Source organism: Oryzihumus sp. (assembly GCF_054325275.1).
Genome location: NZ_JBTCWL010000042.1, coordinates 1 through 15,323, shown reverse-complemented (window position 1 = coordinate 15,323; position 15,323 = coordinate 1). Strand labels below are relative to the sequence as shown.

At 72.4% G+C, this 15,323-nt stretch carries 18 protein-coding genes and 2 tRNA genes; 7 read left to right on the top strand and 13 right to left on the bottom strand.

All coding sequences use genetic code 11. From position 1 onward, the window contains the following. Window positions 1-206 precede the first annotated feature (206 nt). The 3 genes from ACXVGS_RS12040 to leuC form a co-directional block, all read right to left on the bottom strand. Window positions 207-881 (bottom strand): HU family DNA-binding protein, encoded by a 675-nt coding sequence (locus ACXVGS_RS12040; protein WP_458533000.1) that lies wholly within the window; start codon window positions 879-881, stop codon window positions 207-209. A 304-nt stretch (window positions 882-1,185) separates the two neighbouring features. After that, a complete protein-coding gene (leuD, locus tag ACXVGS_RS12035; protein WP_458527688.1) occupies window positions 1,186-1,791 on the bottom strand; it encodes a 3-isopropylmalate dehydratase small subunit in 606 nt (201 codons plus the stop codon). Between the two features lie 11 nt (window positions 1,792-1,802). After that, window positions 1,803-3,200, bottom strand: a complete 1,398-nt coding sequence (gene leuC / locus ACXVGS_RS12030) for a 3-isopropylmalate dehydratase large subunit (RefSeq protein ID WP_458536987.1) — start codon at window positions 3,198-3,200, stop codon at window positions 1,803-1,805. A gap of 120 nt (window positions 3,201-3,320) precedes the next feature. Between leuC and ACXVGS_RS12025 the strand changes: the two genes are divergently transcribed. Genes ACXVGS_RS12025 through ACXVGS_RS12015 form a run of 3 tightly spaced genes read left to right on the top strand, consistent with a single transcriptional unit; the run spans window position 3,321 to window position 5,301 of the window. Further along, on the top strand, window positions 3,321-4,070 hold the full coding sequence (locus ACXVGS_RS12025) for an IclR family transcriptional regulator (RefSeq protein ID WP_141789020.1): 750 nt from the start codon (window positions 3,321-3,323) through the stop codon (window positions 4,068-4,070). A gap of 57 nt (window positions 4,071-4,127) precedes the next feature. Then, complete coding sequence (locus tag ACXVGS_RS12020) at window positions 4,128-4,655, top strand: GNAT family N-acetyltransferase (RefSeq protein ID WP_458536986.1); 528 nt, start codon at window positions 4,128-4,130, stop codon at window positions 4,653-4,655. Between the two features lie 52 nt (window positions 4,656-4,707). Further along, window positions 4,708-5,301: an undecaprenyl diphosphate synthase family protein gene (locus ACXVGS_RS12015; protein WP_458530869.1), complete on the top strand. Its 594-nt coding sequence runs from the start codon at window positions 4,708-4,710 to the stop codon at window positions 5,299-5,301. Here the strand turns inward: ACXVGS_RS12015 and ACXVGS_RS12010 are convergent. Next, window positions 5,272-5,808, bottom strand: a complete 537-nt coding sequence (locus tag ACXVGS_RS12010; protein ID WP_458536985.1) for a DUF4188 domain-containing protein — start codon at window positions 5,806-5,808, stop codon at window positions 5,272-5,274. The genes ACXVGS_RS12015 and ACXVGS_RS12010 overlap by 30 nt on opposite strands. A gap of 71 nt (window positions 5,809-5,879) precedes the next feature. On the opposite strand from ACXVGS_RS12010, the gene ACXVGS_RS12005 reads away from it, so the two are divergent. After that, on the top strand, window positions 5,880-6,488 hold the full coding sequence (locus ACXVGS_RS12005) for a MerR family transcriptional regulator (protein WP_458530867.1): 609 nt from the start codon (window positions 5,880-5,882) through the stop codon (window positions 6,486-6,488). Window positions 6,489-6,490: 2 nt separating this feature from the next. Here the strand turns inward: ACXVGS_RS12005 and ACXVGS_RS12000 are convergent, their stop codons facing one another. The 8 genes from ACXVGS_RS12000 to ACXVGS_RS11965 all read right to left on the bottom strand — a co-directional run bounded on the left by ACXVGS_RS12000 (window position 6,491) and on the right by ACXVGS_RS11965 (window position 12,127). Then, entirely contained in the window at window positions 6,491-6,820 is a 330-nt protein-coding gene (locus ACXVGS_RS12000) for a hypothetical protein (protein ID WP_458530866.1), read from the bottom strand. A 60-nt stretch (window positions 6,821-6,880) separates the two neighbouring features. Next, the gene (locus tag ACXVGS_RS11995; protein ID WP_458534205.1) at window positions 6,881-8,257 is read right to left on the bottom strand and encodes a DUF4331 domain-containing protein; all 1,377 of its coding nucleotides are present in this window, start codon (window positions 8,255-8,257) and stop codon (window positions 6,881-6,883) included. A gap of 3 nt (window positions 8,258-8,260) precedes the next feature. Beyond that, window positions 8,261-8,530, bottom strand: a complete 270-nt coding sequence (locus ACXVGS_RS11990; protein ID WP_458532993.1) for a twin-arginine translocation signal domain-containing protein — start codon at window positions 8,528-8,530, stop codon at window positions 8,261-8,263. Between the two features lie 217 nt (window positions 8,531-8,747). After that, a tRNA-Glu gene (locus tag ACXVGS_RS11985) sits at window positions 8,748-8,820 on the bottom strand. Window positions 8,821-8,931: 111 nt separating this feature from the next. After that, a tRNA-Gln gene (locus tag ACXVGS_RS11980) sits at window positions 8,932-9,003 on the bottom strand. Between the two features lie 59 nt (window positions 9,004-9,062). Further along, a complete protein-coding gene (locus ACXVGS_RS11975; RefSeq protein WP_458530863.1) occupies window positions 9,063-9,812 on the bottom strand; it encodes an HAD family hydrolase in 750 nt (249 codons plus the stop codon). 5 nt (window positions 9,813-9,817) lie between these two features. Continuing rightward, window positions 9,818-11,305 (bottom strand): glutamate--tRNA ligase, encoded by a 1,488-nt coding sequence (gene gltX, locus ACXVGS_RS11970; protein ID WP_458530862.1) that lies wholly within the window; start codon window positions 11,303-11,305, stop codon window positions 9,818-9,820. A gap of 42 nt (window positions 11,306-11,347) precedes the next feature. Beyond that, the gene (locus tag ACXVGS_RS11965) at window positions 11,348-12,127 is read right to left on the bottom strand and encodes a fumarylacetoacetate hydrolase family protein (protein ID WP_458532656.1); all 780 of its coding nucleotides are present in this window, start codon (window positions 12,125-12,127) and stop codon (window positions 11,348-11,350) included. Here ACXVGS_RS11965 and ACXVGS_RS11960 point away from each other — a divergent pair. Beyond that, the gene (locus ACXVGS_RS11960) at window positions 12,120-13,061 is read left to right on the top strand and encodes a 3-methyladenine DNA glycosylase (protein WP_458530860.1); all 942 of its coding nucleotides are present in this window, start codon (window positions 12,120-12,122) and stop codon (window positions 13,059-13,061) included. The two genes, ACXVGS_RS11965 and ACXVGS_RS11960, sit on opposite strands and share 8 nt — an antisense overlap. Here ACXVGS_RS11960 and ACXVGS_RS11955 read toward each other — a convergent pair. Further along, on the bottom strand, window positions 13,037-13,429 hold the full coding sequence (locus tag ACXVGS_RS11955; RefSeq protein WP_458530859.1) for a VOC family protein: 393 nt from the start codon (window positions 13,427-13,429) through the stop codon (window positions 13,037-13,039). The genes ACXVGS_RS11960 and ACXVGS_RS11955 overlap by 25 nt on opposite strands. A 110-nt stretch (window positions 13,430-13,539) precedes the next feature. Between ACXVGS_RS11955 and ACXVGS_RS11950 the strand changes: the two genes are divergently transcribed. Together ACXVGS_RS11950 and ACXVGS_RS11945 are read left to right on the top strand one after the other, a co-directional pair. Next, on the top strand, window positions 13,540-14,412 hold the full coding sequence (locus tag ACXVGS_RS11950; protein ID WP_458536984.1) for a hypothetical protein: 873 nt from the start codon (window positions 13,540-13,542) through the stop codon (window positions 14,410-14,412). Between the two features lie 96 nt (window positions 14,413-14,508). Then, window positions 14,509-15,321, top strand: coding sequence for a glycoside hydrolase family 16 protein (locus ACXVGS_RS11945; protein ID WP_458534004.1), 813 nt, complete (start codon window positions 14,509-14,511; stop codon window positions 15,319-15,321). Window positions 15,322-15,323: the final 2 nt, after the last annotated feature.

Below are 15,323 nucleotides of genomic sequence, written 5' to 3'. Positions count from 1 at the left end.
CTACCTGACCGGCTCCGCGACCGGGTCCGGCCACGCCGTCATCCGCAGCCTCGTCGTCGTGCTGGCGGTCGTCGCCGTGTGCTTCGCCTGCCTGCCCCTGCTGCCCCGCCGGGCCGCCGCCGACGCCCACTGACCCCGACCCCTGGCCATGACGACGACGGGGCCGGCACCCGCAGGTGCCGGCCCCGTCGTGTGGGCTGGAGTGCTCAGGCCTTCTTGGCCGGTGCCTTCCGGGCCGTGGTCTTCCTGGCCGGAGCCGCCTTGGTGGCGGTCTTCTTGGCCGCCGCCTTCGTGGCCGGGGCCGTGGTGACCTTCTTCGCGGGCGCCTTCTTGGCCGGGGCCGCCTTGGTGGCGGTCTTGGTCGCCGTCTTCTTCGCCGGAGCCGCCTTGGTGGTGGCCGACTTCGCCGCCGTCCTGGCCGGAGCCGCCTTCGTGGCGGTCTTGGTGGCCGCCTTCTTCGCCGGAGCCGCCTTGGTCGCGGTCTTCTTGGCCGCCGCCTTGGTGGTGGTGGTCGCGCCGGCAGCCTTGCGGGCCACCGCCGTGCCGGCCTTGGCCGCCGTGCCCGCAGCGGCACGCGCGCCGGCCGCAGCGGTCTTGGGCAGCTGGCGCGGGTCGGCGACGACCGTGCGGAACGCGGTGCCGGCCTTGAACTTCGGCACCGAGGTCTTCTTGATCTTCACCGTCTCGCCCGTGCGCGGGTTGCGGCCCGTGCGCGCGGCCCGTGCCGCCTTCTCGAAGGTGCCGAAGCCGGTGATGCCGACCTTCTCGCCCTTCGCGACGGCCCGGATGATGACGTCGAGCACCGCTTCGAGAGCTTCTGCCGCGGCCTTCTTGCTGCCGAGGCGCCCTTCAAGGGCGTCGATCAGTTCTCCCTTGTTCACGTCTTCCCCTCCCGAGGAAATGTGCGCCGGACCCCTTGCCCGGCGGGTCTGCGGCCGAGCCTGTGCTCGACTTGGAGACGACGTTAGGCCTCCGGGAGTGTGGAGTCCACCACAAACGGAACATCGGATTCGTTGTGTCGCAACGTGTTTGAACAGGGGCCGAGACCGCCCCTGACCTGCACAGACCCTTCGGAGGTGCCCCCGCGACCCCACCCCAGACGCAGTTCGGCGCCCCCGGCGAGGGGCGCCGACGGTCGTTGTTGTGTTGTGGCAGAACGGATTTCGCGATATTGGGACTCGCGGCTCAGCCGGCGGTCGAGGCAGCCAGAGTGCTCGGCTTGTATGCCGGTCGGGTCGCCTCGAAGGCACTCACCTCGGCCTCGTGGCGCAGGGTGAGCCCGATGTCGTCCAGGCCCTCCAGCAGCCGCCAGCGCGTGTAGTCGTCGACCTCGAACGGCGCGACGATGTCCTTGGCGGTGATGGTGCGCGACTGCAGGTCCACCGTCACCTCGGCCCCCGGCTCGTTCTCGAGCAGCTTCCACAGCAGCTCGACGTCGTCCTGGCTGGCCTGCGCCGTGAGCAGGCCCTGCTTGCCGCTGTTGCCGCGGAAGATGTCGGCGAAGCGCGAGGAGATGACGACGCGGAAGCCGTAGTTCATCAAGGCCCACACGGCGTGCTCCCGGGAGGAGCCGGTCCCGAAGTCGGGCCCGGCCACCAGGACCGACCCCGCGGCATACGCGGGGTTGTTGAGGATGAAGGTCTCGTCGCGGCGCCAGGCCGCGAAGAGGCCGTCCTCGAAGCCGGTGCGGGTGACGCGCTTGAGGTACTCCGCCGGGATGATCTGGTCGGTGTCGACGTTGCTGCGGCGCAGCGGGACGCCGATGCCGGTGTGGGTCGTGAACTGCTCCATGGCGAATCTCCTCAGGCGCTCAGGTCGGCGGGGCTCGACAGCGTGCCGCGCAGGGCGGTGGCGGCTGCGACCAGCGGGCTGACCAGGTGGGTGCGCCCGCCCTTGCCCTGCCGGCCCTCGAAGTTGCGGTTGGACGTCGAGGCGCTGCGCTCACCCGGCGCGAGCTGGTCGGGGTTCATGCCCAGGCACATCGAGCACCCGGCGAGGCGCCACTCGGCGCCGGCCTCGATGAACACCCGGTCCAGGCCCTCGGCCTCCGCCTGGAGGCGGACCTTGGCCGAGCCGGGCACGACGAGCACGCGCACGCCGTCGGCGACCTTGCGGCCCTTGAGGATCCCCGCGGCGGCGCGCAGGTCCTCGATCCGGCCGTTGGTGCAGGAGCCGACGAACACGGTGTCGACCCGGATCTCGCGCAGCGGCGTCCCGGCGGTCAGGCCCATGTAGTCCAGCGCACGCTGCGCCGCGGCCTTCTCGGACTCGTCGCCGAAGGACTCGGGGTCGGGCACGCGGGCCGACAGCGGCAGGCCCTGGCCGGGGTTGGTGCCCCACGTGACGAAGGGGCTCAGCGTGGAGGCGTCGAGGTGCACCTCGAGGTCGAAGACGGCGTCGTCGTCGCTGCGCAGGCGGGACCAGTCGGCCACGGCGGCGTCCCAGTCGGCCCCGGTCGGGGCGTGCGGGCGGCCCTGCAGGTAGTCGAACGTCGTCTGGTCCGGCGCGATCATGCCCGCGCGGGCGCCGGCCTCGATGGACATGTTGCAGACCGTCATCCGGGCTTCCATCGACAGGGCCTCGATGGCCGAGCCGCGGTACTCGATGACGTAGCCCTGCCCGCCGCCGGTGCCGATCTTGGCGATTACGGTGAGCACGATGTCCTTGGCCGTGACGCCGTCCGGCAGCTCGCCGTCGACGTTCACCGCCAGGGTCCGGAACGGCTTGAGCGGCAGCGTCTGCGTGGCGAGCACGTGCTCGACCTCGCTGGTGCCGATGCCGAACGCGAGCGCCCCGAACGCGCCGTGGGTGGAGGTGTGGCTGTCGCCGCAGACGATGGTCATGCCGGGCTGGGTCAGCCCGAGCTGCGGCCCGACGACGTGGACGATGCCCTGGTCGACGTCACCCATCGGGCAGAGCCGGACGCCGAACTCCTCGCAGTTGCGGCGCAGCGTCTCGACCTGGGTGCGGCTGACCGGGTCGGTGATGGGGCCGGGCGTCGTGGGGACGTTGTGGTCCTCGGTGGCCAGGGTCAGGTCGGGGCGGCGCACCGGGCGGCCCTCGAGCCGCAGCCCGTCGAAGGCCTGGGGGCTGGTGACCTCGTGGAGCAGGTGGAGGTCGATGTAGAGGAGGTCGGGCTCCCCCTCGGCCCGGCGCACGATGTGCGCGTCCCAGACCTTCTCGGCCAACGTGCCTGCCATCGAACCAACCTCCGTCTGACGGGTGCAGCGAGCCACTCTGCGCGCCTGCTCCGTGAAGGCTGACGCACTTTCCCGGCCCACGAACTTGCGTCTCAGGCACTGAGACGGCAATATCAGGACATGGACAACTCTAGCGGAGTCGGCGTTCTCGACAAGGCCGCGATCGTTCTGGGCGCCCTCGAGGCCGGGCCGTCGACCCTCGCGCAGCTCGTCGGGGCCACCGGCCTGGCCCGCCCCACTGCCCACCGGCTCGCCGTCGCGCTCGAGCACCACCGGCTCGTCACCCGTGACATGCAGGGCCGCTTCGTGCTCGGCCCGCGCCTGGGCGAGCTGGCCGCCGCCGCCGGCGAGGACCGGCTGCTCGCGGCCGCCGGCCCGGTGCTCGGGGCGCTGCGCGACCACACCAACGAGAGCGCCCAGCTGTTCCGCCGCCAGGGCGACCAGCGCATCTGCGTCGCCGCCGCCGAGCGCCCGATGGGCCTGCGGGACTCCATCCCGGTCGGCGCCAGCCTGTCGATGCTGGCCGGCTCGGCCGCCCAGGTGCTGCTCGCCTGGGAGGAGCCGGACCGGCTGCACCGCGGGCTGCAGGGCGCCAAGTTCACCGCCACCACGCTGTCCGGCGTGCGCCGCCGCGGCTGGGCCCAGAGCGTCGGCGAGCGCGAGCCCGGTGTCGCCTCGGTGTCGGCCCCGGTCCGCGGTCCGTCGGGCCGGGTCGTCGCCGCCGTGTCCATCTCCGGTCCGATCGAGCGCGTCTCCCGCCAGCCCGGCCGGCTGCACGCCGCGACCGTCGTAGCCGGGGCCAACAAGCTCACCGAGGTCCTGCGGCGGGCCCACGCCGCCCAGCAGGCGGCCCAGCAGCAGGGCGCCTGAGCCGCCACCCCGGATAACCGGTCGCGTGCGGCCGGAGGAGCCGGTCACCATGCCGACATGACCGAGCTCGTCCGGCCGCACGTGCGCTACCACCGCTCGTTCCTCGACACCGCGCGCGAGCTCGAGGCGGAGGGCAACGGCGGCTTCCTCGACCTGGGCCGCCACCCGCTGGATACCCTGGAGGGCGAGGCGGGTTTCGCTGCATACGTGCACGAGCTGCTGGCCAAGGCGCTCCCCGAGACCCCGCGCCCGGCAGACCACGTGCCCGACACGGTCCTGTGGGTGGTCGACGGCGAGCAGATGCTCGGCCGCGTCTCCATCCGGCACTCCCTGACCCCGTTCCTGCTCGAGGTGGGCGGCCACATCGGGTATGCCGTGCGGCCGTCCGCCCGCCGCCGGGGCCACGCGAGTGCCGCGCTCCGGCTGGCCCTCGCGGTGGCCCACGACCTCGGCATCGACCCCGCCCTGCTGACCTGCGACGAGGACAACACCGCCTCCCGGCTCGTCATCGAGCGGGCGGGTGGGCGACTCGATGACGTGCGCGCGGGCAAGCGCCGCTACTGGCTGGCGACCGGGGGCCGCTGACCGCAGAGCACTGGCAGCGGGCCGCCCAAGCCCGCTGGGTACCCTTCGCCGCGTGAACGCCGTCGCCGACCTGCTGGACCGGGCCCGGGTGGCCCGCATCCGACGCGCCCTGCGGGACGGCGAGCGACCACAGCGGCTGGGCCTCGTGCTCGACTGCAGCGACCTGCGGGCGACCTCGCGCGAGCCCCTGGACGCCGGCGCGGGGCACAGCGCCGGCGCTGCGCACGCGGACGACCTGCTCTACTGGTGCGAGGAGTGGGACATCGACCACCTGGCGGTCCACGTGGTCACCGCGGGCGTGCTGCGCCGGGGCCAGGGTGGACAGGTCGGCTACCTGCGCGGCCTGGTCGAGGCGGTCGTCGCCGACACCGTGGCCGGACCCGGCGAGAGCTGGCGGCTCGAGGTCGAAGGGGACGTCAGCCGGCTCCCGACCTCCACCATCGCGGCCCTCCGGCTGGCCGCCGCGCTCACCCGGAGCCGGCGGCACCAGCTCACCATCTCGATCGGCCACCCCGGGGAGCCGGCACAGGCGCTGGACGCGGCCGACCTCGTGCTCACGCCTCCGCTGCCCCTCGGGCTGACCGAGCGCGAGCTGGCCGAGGCGCTGCTGGAGTGGTCACGCACCGAGGTCGGCCGCGCCGGCTGACCCGCCGGTGGCCAGGCGTTCGCTCGCCGTGGGGCCACGCCGGGCCACGGGCACGACCGCGGTCGCCTTCGCCAGCCCCATGGTCGGGACGCCGAGGTAGAGGCTCTCGTGCCCGCCCGCGGGGACGGCAAAGGTCTCGTGCCAGATCCCCACCGCGCCGGACGCCTTGCGGGCGCGGGCGTTGAACGCCTGCCACGCCGGCCGGTGGGCGTGGTCGGGCGCGGAGGCGTAGCGGTAGATGTCCTCGACGCTGCGCCAGTACTGCACCACGGTCGGCCCGCCGGCACCGACGAGGCTGCGCGCCTCAAGGAAGCCGAGGTCCTCCCCCTCGCCGCGCGCCGCGGCCGCCTTGGTCTGGTAGAGCTCGCGGACCATCCGCGGCATGGCTGTGACGACCGGCAGCCAGGCGTCGACCCGCCACGGCTGGGTGAGGCGCATCCCGATGAGGAACACCGCGATCCCGCCGTCGTGCTCGTGGGTGACGCGCTCGGTGTGGACCTGGACCATGAGCCCTCCTTGGATAGTGCGACTCTCCAATAGTGGATAGCGCTACTATCCAGTGTCAAGGAGGTTGACCAATGCGGATCTCGGAGCTCTCGGCCCGCAGCGGCGTGTCCGTGGCGACGCTGAAGTACTACCTGCGCGAGGGGCTGCTGCACGCCGGCCTGGCCACCAGCGCGACCACCGCGACGTATGACGAGTCGCACCTCGAGCGGGTCCGCCTCATCCGCGCGCTGCTCGACAGTGGCGGCCTGTCCGTGGCCGCCGCCCGGCGGGTCACCGACGCCCTGGACACCCCTCCACCGGCCCGGCATGACCTGCTCGGCGTCGCCCACGGCGCACTGAGCGGCGGACCCCTCTCCCCCGAGGAGGGTTCGGCCGCGACGGCCGCCGCCGCACTCGTGGACGCCCTGGGCTGGCACGTCGACATCTGCGCCCCGGCCCGGGTCGAGCTCGAACGGGCGCTGGCTGCGGCGGCGGCAGGCGGGCTCGAGGTCCCCGCACGCGACCTGACGGCCTACGCCCGGGCGATGCACAAGGTCGCCGAGGTCGATGTCCGCGGCGTGCCCCGCGACTCGGCGGCCGCGGCCCTGCGGCACGTGGTGGTCGGCACGGTGCTGCTCGACCCCGTGCTGCTGGCCCTGCGCCGGCTGGCCCAGGAGGACGTCAGCAGCCACCAGGCCTGAGCTCAGCCCGGCCAGTCCTGCTCGACGACCAGGCCTCCGACCACGTCGACCGTGAGCGCCGGCGGGCCGTCGGGCAGCACACGCAGGGCATAGCGGCCGGCCTCCAGCTCCGGGAAGACCGCCGTGAGGCTCGAGCCCCGGCCCGTCGGGCGGGCGACGACGCCGACGTGGGTCGGGACGGCCGGGTCGTCGCCCAGGCGGACGACCTCGACCTCCCGGCCCTCCAGCCGTGCCGGCATCGAGATCACGATGGCACCGACGTCGTCGCCGATGTCGAGGAGCACCGGGCCCTGCCCGGCGAAGGGGTTCTCCTGGTCGTGACGGTGGGTCATCCCGGCCTCCAGGGCCTCGGGACCGGAGGGCGCGGCGGGGCGCCCACCGGTCCGTCGCGGTCAGCTGTGCGGTGTGCCGGGACGGCTCTGGAAGCCGCCGGCGGGCGTGCCCAGGTAGGGGAAGCGCCCGAGGAAGACGGCGTTGGTGTTGTGCGTGCCATCCGTGATCGCCGACGTCGCGGCATCCGGGGTGAACGACTTGTCCACCAGGGGGATGGTCAGCCCGGCCACCGCCCTCAGCTCGATGGTCACGACGTCGTCGGTGAGCCGCCGACCGTTGGGGAAACCGGCGGCGTCGCCTCCGACCAGGCCAAGCGGGTTGGGCTTGGACGACGGCGGGACCGCCAGGTTGAGCCGGAGCATGTCCGCCTGGGTGGACCCGGTGAAGTTCTGGAACCCCGGCACCACTCCGGTGGGGATGCCGGTGAGGAGAATCGCCAGCAGGTCCGCGCGCGGCTTGGTGTACGCCTTCAGGTGCGGGAACACCCCGGGGTAGAGCACCGGCAGCAGCCCGGCGAGCTCCGGCCTGGACACGTACTTCGCGAACGCCGAGTCCCCGTGCGGGGTCTGGGCGTTCCAGCGGTCCTTGGACGCCATGGGGATGAGCACTTCGTTGACCAGCGGGTTGCCCAGCCGGGAGACCTGCTGGAACGGGCCGAAGGAGTCCGGGTGGCCGTCGGAGTCGTAGACCTTTGAACGCTGGCGGCTGGCCGTCGCCCAGACCCCGATGACCGAGCCGGCATCGCCGACGCTGGTGGGCGTGCGGCCACCACGGGCCAGGTCGGACTTGGGCACCTGGATCGCGATCGTGTGGACGTTGGAGTCCTGCAGGCCGTTGACACCTGGGGCGTCGGCCATCGGGATCAGGTGCAGGTGCTGGAACGGGCGCAGCGTGCCGAGGTCGAAGATGCTGCCGAGGTCGACCCAGAAGCCGTCCGCACGCTGACCGGCAAACACCGTGCGCCCGCCCGGGAGGGCATGGACCCCCTGGGCGGCCAGGCTCGCATAGCCCGGCGTGCTTCGCGGGCCGATGTTGACCGGCGGCACCGCGAGGCGGTCGGCCAGCCGCTGGGGCTGGCGGCCCCGGGCGACCCGCACGACCGAGTACGTCTGCGGCCGGTTGAACGTGGCGTCACCGATGTTCTTGATCGGTCCGGTGTTGTAGAGGAACGTGTTGGCGTTCTTCACCCGCGTCGTGAAGCGGAACTGGTAGGTCACGTCCGGCTGGGCGTCCCCACTGTTGGACACCTTGATCTCGTAGAGGACGTCGTCCCCGAACTCGTAGAAGTTCGGTCCCCCGTCAGGGTGCTGCAGGGGGATGAAGTTGGCGATCAGCGTGACCGTGTCCGGCTTGTCGGGGCTGACGAACGCGTAGACGTCGGTGTTGTCGGCAACCGGGTCCTTGGAGACCTCCGGGGCCTCACGGTGCGACGACATGGCTCACCTCCTCGACGCGGCGCGGGCGATGGCAGTGGCGAGGTCGGGGTCGTGCACGACGACCTCCTGCTCACCGACGAGCAGCGTGACGTCGCCGGAGCTGACGTCCTGGATGTAGGCGACCAACGGCCCGCCGGTGCGCACCGGTGCGAGCGGGTTGTGGGTGTCGAGCGGGTTGCGCACCAGGGCAGCTGGCGCGAGCGTGACCGCACCGGCGACAGCGGCGCCGGCTGCGGAGGCGGATAGGAAGGTCCGCCGCGTGGTCTGGGGCATGGTCCATCCCTCGTGCCGGACGCGATGGTCCGGCTCCGGCTCGGGCTGGCCTGTCGCCCCCTGGCGCCAGCGGGATCAGTGGGCTGACGCGGGCCGGCGCGCCACTGACGATCCTTGTCCCGTGGCACGGCAGCGGGTCCACCGGATGAACGAGGAGCCCCTACGGAAAAAGGCGATCCCCGCCCTGGTGACCAGGGCGGGGATCGCCTTTTGCGAGTAGCCCCGACGGGATTCGAACCCGCGCTACCGCCTTGAGAGGGCGGCGTGCTAGGCCGCTACACAACGGGGCCCTAGCTGGTTGCTGTCCTTCACGCTTCCGCGCTCTGCAACCGGTGGAAACCTTACCGAATGGTCAGAATTTCTCCGAATCGCGTCCGACCGTCTCCGACCGGACAACAGCGCTGGGGTACCAGGACTCGAACCTAGACTAACTGAACCAGAATCAGTCGTGCTGCCAATTACACCATACCCCAAGGGGGTATCCCGGCCGGCTTCCCCGAAGGGCTTCCGGACCGCGATCCGGGGGTGAACATTACCGGGCGCCTGCCCCGGTTCCCAAATCGGCCTCCCGCGCCGCCAGGAGAGCGCCCACGTCGGCCAGGGAGGACACCCGCGGGCCGTCCCACCCGTGCCCCGTGCCGGCCCCCAAGTGCCCGGCGCCCTCGCGGGCCAGCCACACGGCATACAGGCCAGCCGAGCGGGCCCCGTACGCGTCCACCAGCGGGTCGTCTCCCACGTATGCCGTGACCGCGGGCTCGCTGCCCATCCGCGAGCAGGCGTGCGCGAAGACGCGCGGGTCCGGCTTGCCGTAGCCGAGGTCGTCGGTGGTCACGACGACCTCGAAGCGGTCCTCCAGCCCCGCGAGGCGCAGCTTCTCGGCGGTGTAGGCCGCGCCGGAGTTGGTGAGCACTCCCACCGGCCAGCCCTGCCCCTCGGCACGCCGCAGCAGCGAGGAGACGTCGTCGAAGGCCCGCAGGTGGTCGGCGAAGGCCGGCGCATAGGCGGCCTCGAACCGGCCATGGGCGTCCTCGACCTGGTCCAGCCCCAGGTGCTCGGCCAGGTCGGTCACGCGGGCACGGCGCATCGCCGTGAAGTCCAGCTCGCCGCGGGTGTAGGCGCCGAACAGGCCGCGCGGGTCGGCCCGGAAGCGCCGGGCCGCGGCCTCGTACAGGTCCGCCCCTGCCTGCGGCCACAGCGCGGCGGCCGCCGTCCTGCCCGCCGCGATCATCGCGGCGGTGCTGTCGACGAGGGTGTCGTCGAGGTCGAGCAGGACGGCGACCACGCGCGTCAGAGCGAGGCGCGCAGGCGGCGCAGCCGGGCCAGGGTCGACTCGCGGCCGAGGATCTCCATGGACTCGAACAGCGGCGGGCTGATCCGCTGCCCCGAGACCGCGGTCCGCAGCGGACCGAAGGCGAACTTGGGCTTGAGGCCCAGGCCGTCCACGAGCGAGGCGCGCAGGGCGGCCTCGAGGTCGGCGGCCTTCCACTCCCCCACGGCCTCCAGCGCCTTGGTGCCGGCGTCGAGCACGTCGCCGGCGTCGTCCTTGAGCTGGGCGCGGGCGTCGTCGGCGATCTCGAGCGCGTCGTCGGCGGCGTAGAACGGGGCGACCAGGGCGGTGGCCTCGGACAGCAGCGCCATCCGCGTCTGGATCAGCTCGGTGACGGCGCGGAGGCGCTCCAGCTGCTCGGCGGTCGGCTCAGCCGGAAGCACGCCGTCGCGCTCGAGGTAGGGGCGCAGGCGGCCGGCGAGGTCGTCCAGGGCGAGCTCACGGATGTAGACGCCGTTGAGCCACTCGAGCTTCTTGAGATCGAAGATCGGGCCGACCGGGTTGACCTTGGACCAGTCGAAGCGGGCCGAGAAGTCGGCGAAGTCGAAGACCTCGACCTCGTTGCCCTCGGCGTCGTGCGCCGGCGGGTAGGCCAGCAGCGCGAGGAAGTTGACCAGCGCCTCGGGCAGGTAGCCCTGCTCCTGGAACCACGTCAGGCGCGCAGCGGGGTTCTTGCGCTTGCTGATCTTGGACTTGTCGGTGTTGCGCAGCAGGGGCATGTGCGCGAACGCCGGCGCCTCCAGGCCGAGCCACTGGTAGAGCAGGACGTGCTTGGGCGTGGAGCTGATCCACTCCTCACCGCGCACCACGTGGGTGATGCCCATCTCGTGGTCGTCGACGACGACGGCGAGGTGGTAGGTCGGGAACCCGTCGGCCTTGAGGATGACCTGGTCGTCCGGGCGCGGTGCGCTGACCTGACCGCGGATGAGGTCGGTGAAGGTGAGCTCGACGTCGTCGGGGATCAGCATCCGCACCACGGGCGTCTCGGTGAACCCCGGGAGGGCCGAGCGCTCCTCGCGCGTCCTGCCGTAGCAGAGGCGGTCGTAGCCGGTCGGCTGCTTGGCCTTCTGCTGCGCTTCGCGCATCTCGGCCAGGCGCTCCTGGGAGCACCAGCAGAAGTAGGCCTTGCCCTCGGCCAGCAGCCGGTCGACATACGGCTGGTAGGTCTCCAGCCGCTCGGACTGGCGGTAGGGCGCGAACGGGCCGCCGACGTCCGGCCCCTCGTCCCAGGTCAGGCCCAGCCAGTGCAGCGTGTCGAACACCTGCTGCTCGCTGTCCTCACGGAAGCGGGCGCGGTCGGTGTCCTCGATGCGCAGGACGAACTGGCCGCCCTGCTGGCGGGCGAAGCCGAGGTTGAACAGTGACATGTAGGCCGTGCCGACGTGCGGGTCGCCCGTCGGGGAGGGCGCGACGCGCGTGCGGACAGGACGGGAAGGGGTCTCACTCATGATGGTCCGATTCCAGGTAGGGAAGGTGCAGGGCCGGGGCGCTCAGCCGCGGCGCAGGAACGGGTTGGAGAGGGTGCCGATGCCCTCGATCTCGACCTCGACGCGCTGCCCCGTCTCCACCGGGCCGACACCCGCCGGGGTGCCGGTGAGGATCACGTCGCCGGGCAGCAGCGTGAAGGCCTGCGAGGCGTAGGAGACCAGTGTCGCCACGTCGTGGATCATGTCGCCGGTCGTGCCGTCCTGCACGACCTCGCCGTCGAGGCGCGTCACCAGGGACAGGTCGCTGGTGTCGAGCTCGGTCTGGATCCAGGGCCCGAGCGGGCAGAAGGTGTCGAAGCCCTTGGCGCGGGCCCACTGCCCGTCGGACTTCTGCAGGTCGCGGGCGGTCACGTCGTTGGCGCAGGTGTAGCCGTAGACGACGTCCTTGACCTGCTCGGGGCTGATGTCCTTGCAGATCCGGCCGATGACGACGGCAAGCTCGCCCTCGTAGTGCACGTTGCTGCTCTGCCGCGGCATGACCACGGGGTCGCCGGGGCCGACGACGGCGGTGTTGGGGATGAGGAACATCAGGGGCTCGGCCGGCGGCTCGCCACCCATCTCTGCCGCGTGGTCGGCGTAGTTCCTGCCGATCCCGATCACCTTGCTGCGCGGGATGATCGGCGCCAGCAGCCGCACGTCCCCGAGCGGGACGCGGTTGCCCGTGAAGACGACCGCCTGGTACATCGGGTCGCCCTGGATCTCCAGGACCACCTCCTGTCCCGGCTCGCCCTCGATGACGCCGAAGGTCGGGTCCTCACCTGTCGTGTATCTCGCGATGCGCACGTGCCGAGGCTACCGGTGGCGGCACGTACCCTTGACTCCCGTGGTCGGGCAGGTGATGGAGCAGGCGCAGTGGCGCGCCCGGGAGTCGGCACACCACGAGCGCGTCGACGCAGCCACCGCCGCCCACCTGGAGCGACGGCACGAGGGGCGCAAGCACCCGGTCAACGACTTCCTGTGGACCTACTACTCGCACCGACCAGCCCAGCTGCGCCGGTGGCACCCGGGTGCCGGGGTCGGGCTGCGCGGCGCGGCCGACCGCGCCGGCTGGAAGCTCTACCGGTATGCCGGTGGGCTGGCGTCCGTGGACCTGCCCGCCTTCCTGGCGGCCCGTGGCGACACGGTGCGCTTCGTCCGGGACCTGCTGGCGGCCACCGCCTCGAGGCCCGCGCACCTGGGCTGCTTCGGGCTGCACGAGTGGGCGATGGTCTACCGGCTCACGCCCGAGCAGGTGCGCCACGCCGACTGGCCGCTGCGGCTGGGGGCATCGGGCACCGACGAGGTCGTCGAGGCCCACCAGGTCCGGTGCTCCCACTTCGATGCGTTCCGGTTCTTCACGCCCCCGGCCCGGCCGCTGAACGCGCTGGCGCCCACGCGCGATACCCAGTCTGTGCTGGAGCAGCCGGGGTGCCTTCACGCGAACATGGACCTCTACAAGTGGGCCTACAAGCTCACGCCGGTGGTCCCGAGCGACCTGGTCGCGGACTGCTTCGACCTCGCCCGGGAGGTGCGCGAGCTGGACATGCGGGCCGCGCCGTACGACCTGTCCGATCTCGGCTTCGAGCCGGTGCGGATCGAGACGACCGAGGGCAAGCAGGAGTACGTCGCCGCGCAGCGCGGCTTCGCGGCGCGCGCCCAGGAGCTGCGCGCGCGACTGGTCACCGTGTGCGACGCCGTGCTGGCGTCGCCCGGTCAGTCCGCCTCGTCGTCGAGGTAGAGGCAGAACGGGTGTCCTGCCGGGTCGAGCAGGACCCGGACGGTCTCCTGGGGCTGGAACTGCGCCAGCTCCGCGCCGACGCTGAGCGCGTGCGCCACGGCCTCGTCGAGGTCGTCGACCTCGAGGTCGAGGTGCATCGACATCTGCGGGTCGCCCTCCCCCGCCGGCCACACCGGCCGCACGTAGCCCGCGTCGGTCTGGAAGCCGAGGTTGTAGCCGGCGTCCTTCGACGGGGCGACGGTGGCCCAGCCCGGCTCGTCCGTGAAGACCTGCCAGCCGAGCAGGTCGGAGTAGAAGCGGGCCAGCGCCCGTGCGTCCCTGGTGTCCAGGACCACGCCGAACCAGGTCTTCGTCGTGCGCAGCGGCATGCGCCCACGCTGGCACGCGGTGGCCGGCGGCACCACCCGAATCGCTCCGGGCCGCAGAGGCGGGCCTCGTGGCGGAGGCGGGTCGCAGCCGGCGAACCTACGGTGGGGTGATGGACGCGGCGACCTTCCCACAGCTGACCGCCCGGGACCTCAACGGCCGTGAGGTCGCCCTCCCGGCCGGCCTCCCCGGTGAGCTGACCGTGGTGCTGGTGGCGTTCCGCCGGTCCCACCAGGCGCTGGTCGACTCGTGGGTGCCGTGGCTGGAGGCGCGGATGGCCGTGGACTCCCGCCTGCGGGTGGTGGAACTGCCGGTCCTCGCCCTGCACTGGGCGCCGGGTCGCGGCGCGATCGACGGTGGCATGGCGGCGGCGATCCCGGACCCGGCGGTGCGGCGGCGGACGCTCACCGTCTACACCGACGTGCGCCGGGTGGCGGCCGCCCTCGGGATCGAGGACCGCGAGACCATCACCGTGTGCCTGGTCGACCGGACGGGGCGGGTGTGGTGGAAGGGCTCAGGCGGGTTCGACCGCGCGACGGCGGCGGCGCTCGAGGCGGCCGTGCCGGACGACCTCGACGGCACCGGGGCGCTCCCGGGTGTGGAGCAGTTCGGGTTCGACTTCAACCCGCGGTTCCGGCTGGTGCTGGCCGCCGTCGGCGCCACCCCCACGACCTCGCACGCCACCGTCACGCCGGACCGGATCCTCGCCTGCCTGGGCCCCTGGTCGGTCTCGGTGCACCCGCAGAACGTCCGCGACGTGACCGTCACCGGGCCCTACCACTGGTATCGCGGGATCGGGATCCGCCTGTCCGTGACCGACCGGGGGCTGACCTTCGGGACGACCTACACGCGCGGCGTGTGCCTGACCCTCCACACGCCCGTGCGCGGTCCCTTGCCGCTGCTGCGCCACCCCAACCTGACGCTGACCGTCGCCGAGCCGGAGCGGTTCGCGTCGACGGTGCGACGGGCTGCCGGCCTGGACTGAGGGCCTGGCCGACCCGTGCCCCTCCGGTGGTTCCGACGGCGCGCAGGCCCGGCGTAGCCTGACGAGAGCCCCGCTGCCGTCCGGAGGGGGAGCCTGATGAGGAACGTCGTCCGACTGGCCATCACCGCGGTGGCGGTGACCGCCCTGGCGATCTACGGGCCGGCGCAGGTGCCGGCCGCTGCAAGAGCGACGCCAGTGGGGGTCGTCCCGCACGGACCGCCCGGCAGCTGGACGCTCGCCTGGGCCGATGAGTTCAGCGGCACCAGCGTCGACCTGCACAAGTGGCAGCCGAACTGGCTGGGGGTGACCAACACGATCAGCACCCCGCCGGTCAACACCGCCGAGCTGTCCTGCTACGACCCGCACCAGGTCACCGTGTCCGCGGGCGCGGTGCACCTGGCCGCGGTCCGGCGCTCCTGCCTGGGATGGCAGTACGCCTCCGGCCTGCTCAACACGGCGAAGACGTTCAACTTCACCTACGGCTACGCCGAGGCGCGGATGTTCCTGCCGCACACGGCAGCCGGAGCCTGCACCAACTGGCCGGCGTTCTGGCTCAACGGGCACGACGGCAACCCCATCGAAGAGGTCGACGTGATGGAGTGCCTGCAGGGCGACGTCGAGTGGGTCTACCACTACGCCGGCTACACCAAGCGGGTGATCCACCTGCCCCCCGCGTGGCACCAGAGGATGCCGCGGACTGCCTCCGGCTGGCACACCTTCGGTGTCGACTGGGAGCCGGGCCACCTGACCTTCTACTTCGACGGCGTGCCGCAGGGGTCGGCCGCCCAGTCGGCCACCCACCCCCACTACCTGATCGCCAACCTGGCCGTGTCGACCGTCATCTCGCCCCCGGTGCGGGTGCCACAGGCGGTGGGCATCGACTACGTCAGGGTCTTCAAGAAGAAGTGACC

Excerpts from the sequence above, each read along its gene's own strand:
- leuD (WP_458527688.1), bottom strand. The coding sequence starts at position 1,791 with ATGGAGCAGTTCACGACCCACACCGGCATCGGCGTCCCGCTGCGCCGC.
- leuC (WP_458536987.1), bottom strand. The coding sequence starts at position 3,200 with ATGGCAGGCACGTTGGCCGAGAAGGTCTGGGACGCGCACATCGTGCGC.
- ACXVGS_RS12025 (WP_141789020.1), top strand. The coding sequence starts at position 3,321 with ATGGACAACTCTAGCGGAGTCGGCGTTCTCGACAAGGCCGCGATCGTT.
- ACXVGS_RS12020 (WP_458536986.1), top strand. The coding sequence starts at position 4,128 with ATGACCGAGCTCGTCCGGCCGCACGTGCGCTACCACCGCTCGTTCCTC.
- ACXVGS_RS12010 (WP_458536985.1), bottom strand. The coding sequence starts at position 5,808 with ATGGTCCAGGTCCACACCGAGCGCGTCACCCACGAGCACGACGGCGGG.
- ACXVGS_RS12005 (WP_458530867.1), top strand. The coding sequence starts at position 5,880 with ATGCGGATCTCGGAGCTCTCGGCCCGCAGCGGCGTGTCCGTGGCGACG.
- ACXVGS_RS12000 (WP_458530866.1), bottom strand. The coding sequence starts at position 6,820 with ATGACCCACCGTCACGACCAGGAGAACCCCTTCGCCGGGCAGGGCCCG.
- ACXVGS_RS11995 (WP_458534205.1), bottom strand. The coding sequence starts at position 8,257 with ATGTCGTCGCACCGTGAGGCCCCGGAGGTCTCCAAGGACCCGGTTGCC.
- ACXVGS_RS11990 (WP_458532993.1), bottom strand. The coding sequence starts at position 8,530 with ATGCCCCAGACCACGCGGCGGACCTTCCTATCCGCCTCCGCAGCCGGC.
- gltX (WP_458530862.1), bottom strand. The coding sequence starts at position 11,305 with ATGAGTGAGACCCCTTCCCGTCCTGTCCGCACGCGCGTCGCGCCCTCC.
- ACXVGS_RS11960 (WP_458530860.1), top strand. The coding sequence starts at position 12,120 with ATGCGCACGTGCCGAGGCTACCGGTGGCGGCACGTACCCTTGACTCCC.
- ACXVGS_RS11955 (WP_458530859.1), bottom strand. The coding sequence starts at position 13,429 with ATGCCGCTGCGCACGACGAAGACCTGGTTCGGCGTGGTCCTGGACACC.
- ACXVGS_RS11950 (WP_458536984.1), top strand. The coding sequence starts at position 13,540 with ATGGACGCGGCGACCTTCCCACAGCTGACCGCCCGGGACCTCAACGGC.
- ACXVGS_RS11945 (WP_458534004.1), top strand. The coding sequence starts at position 14,509 with ATGAGGAACGTCGTCCGACTGGCCATCACCGCGGTGGCGGTGACCGCC.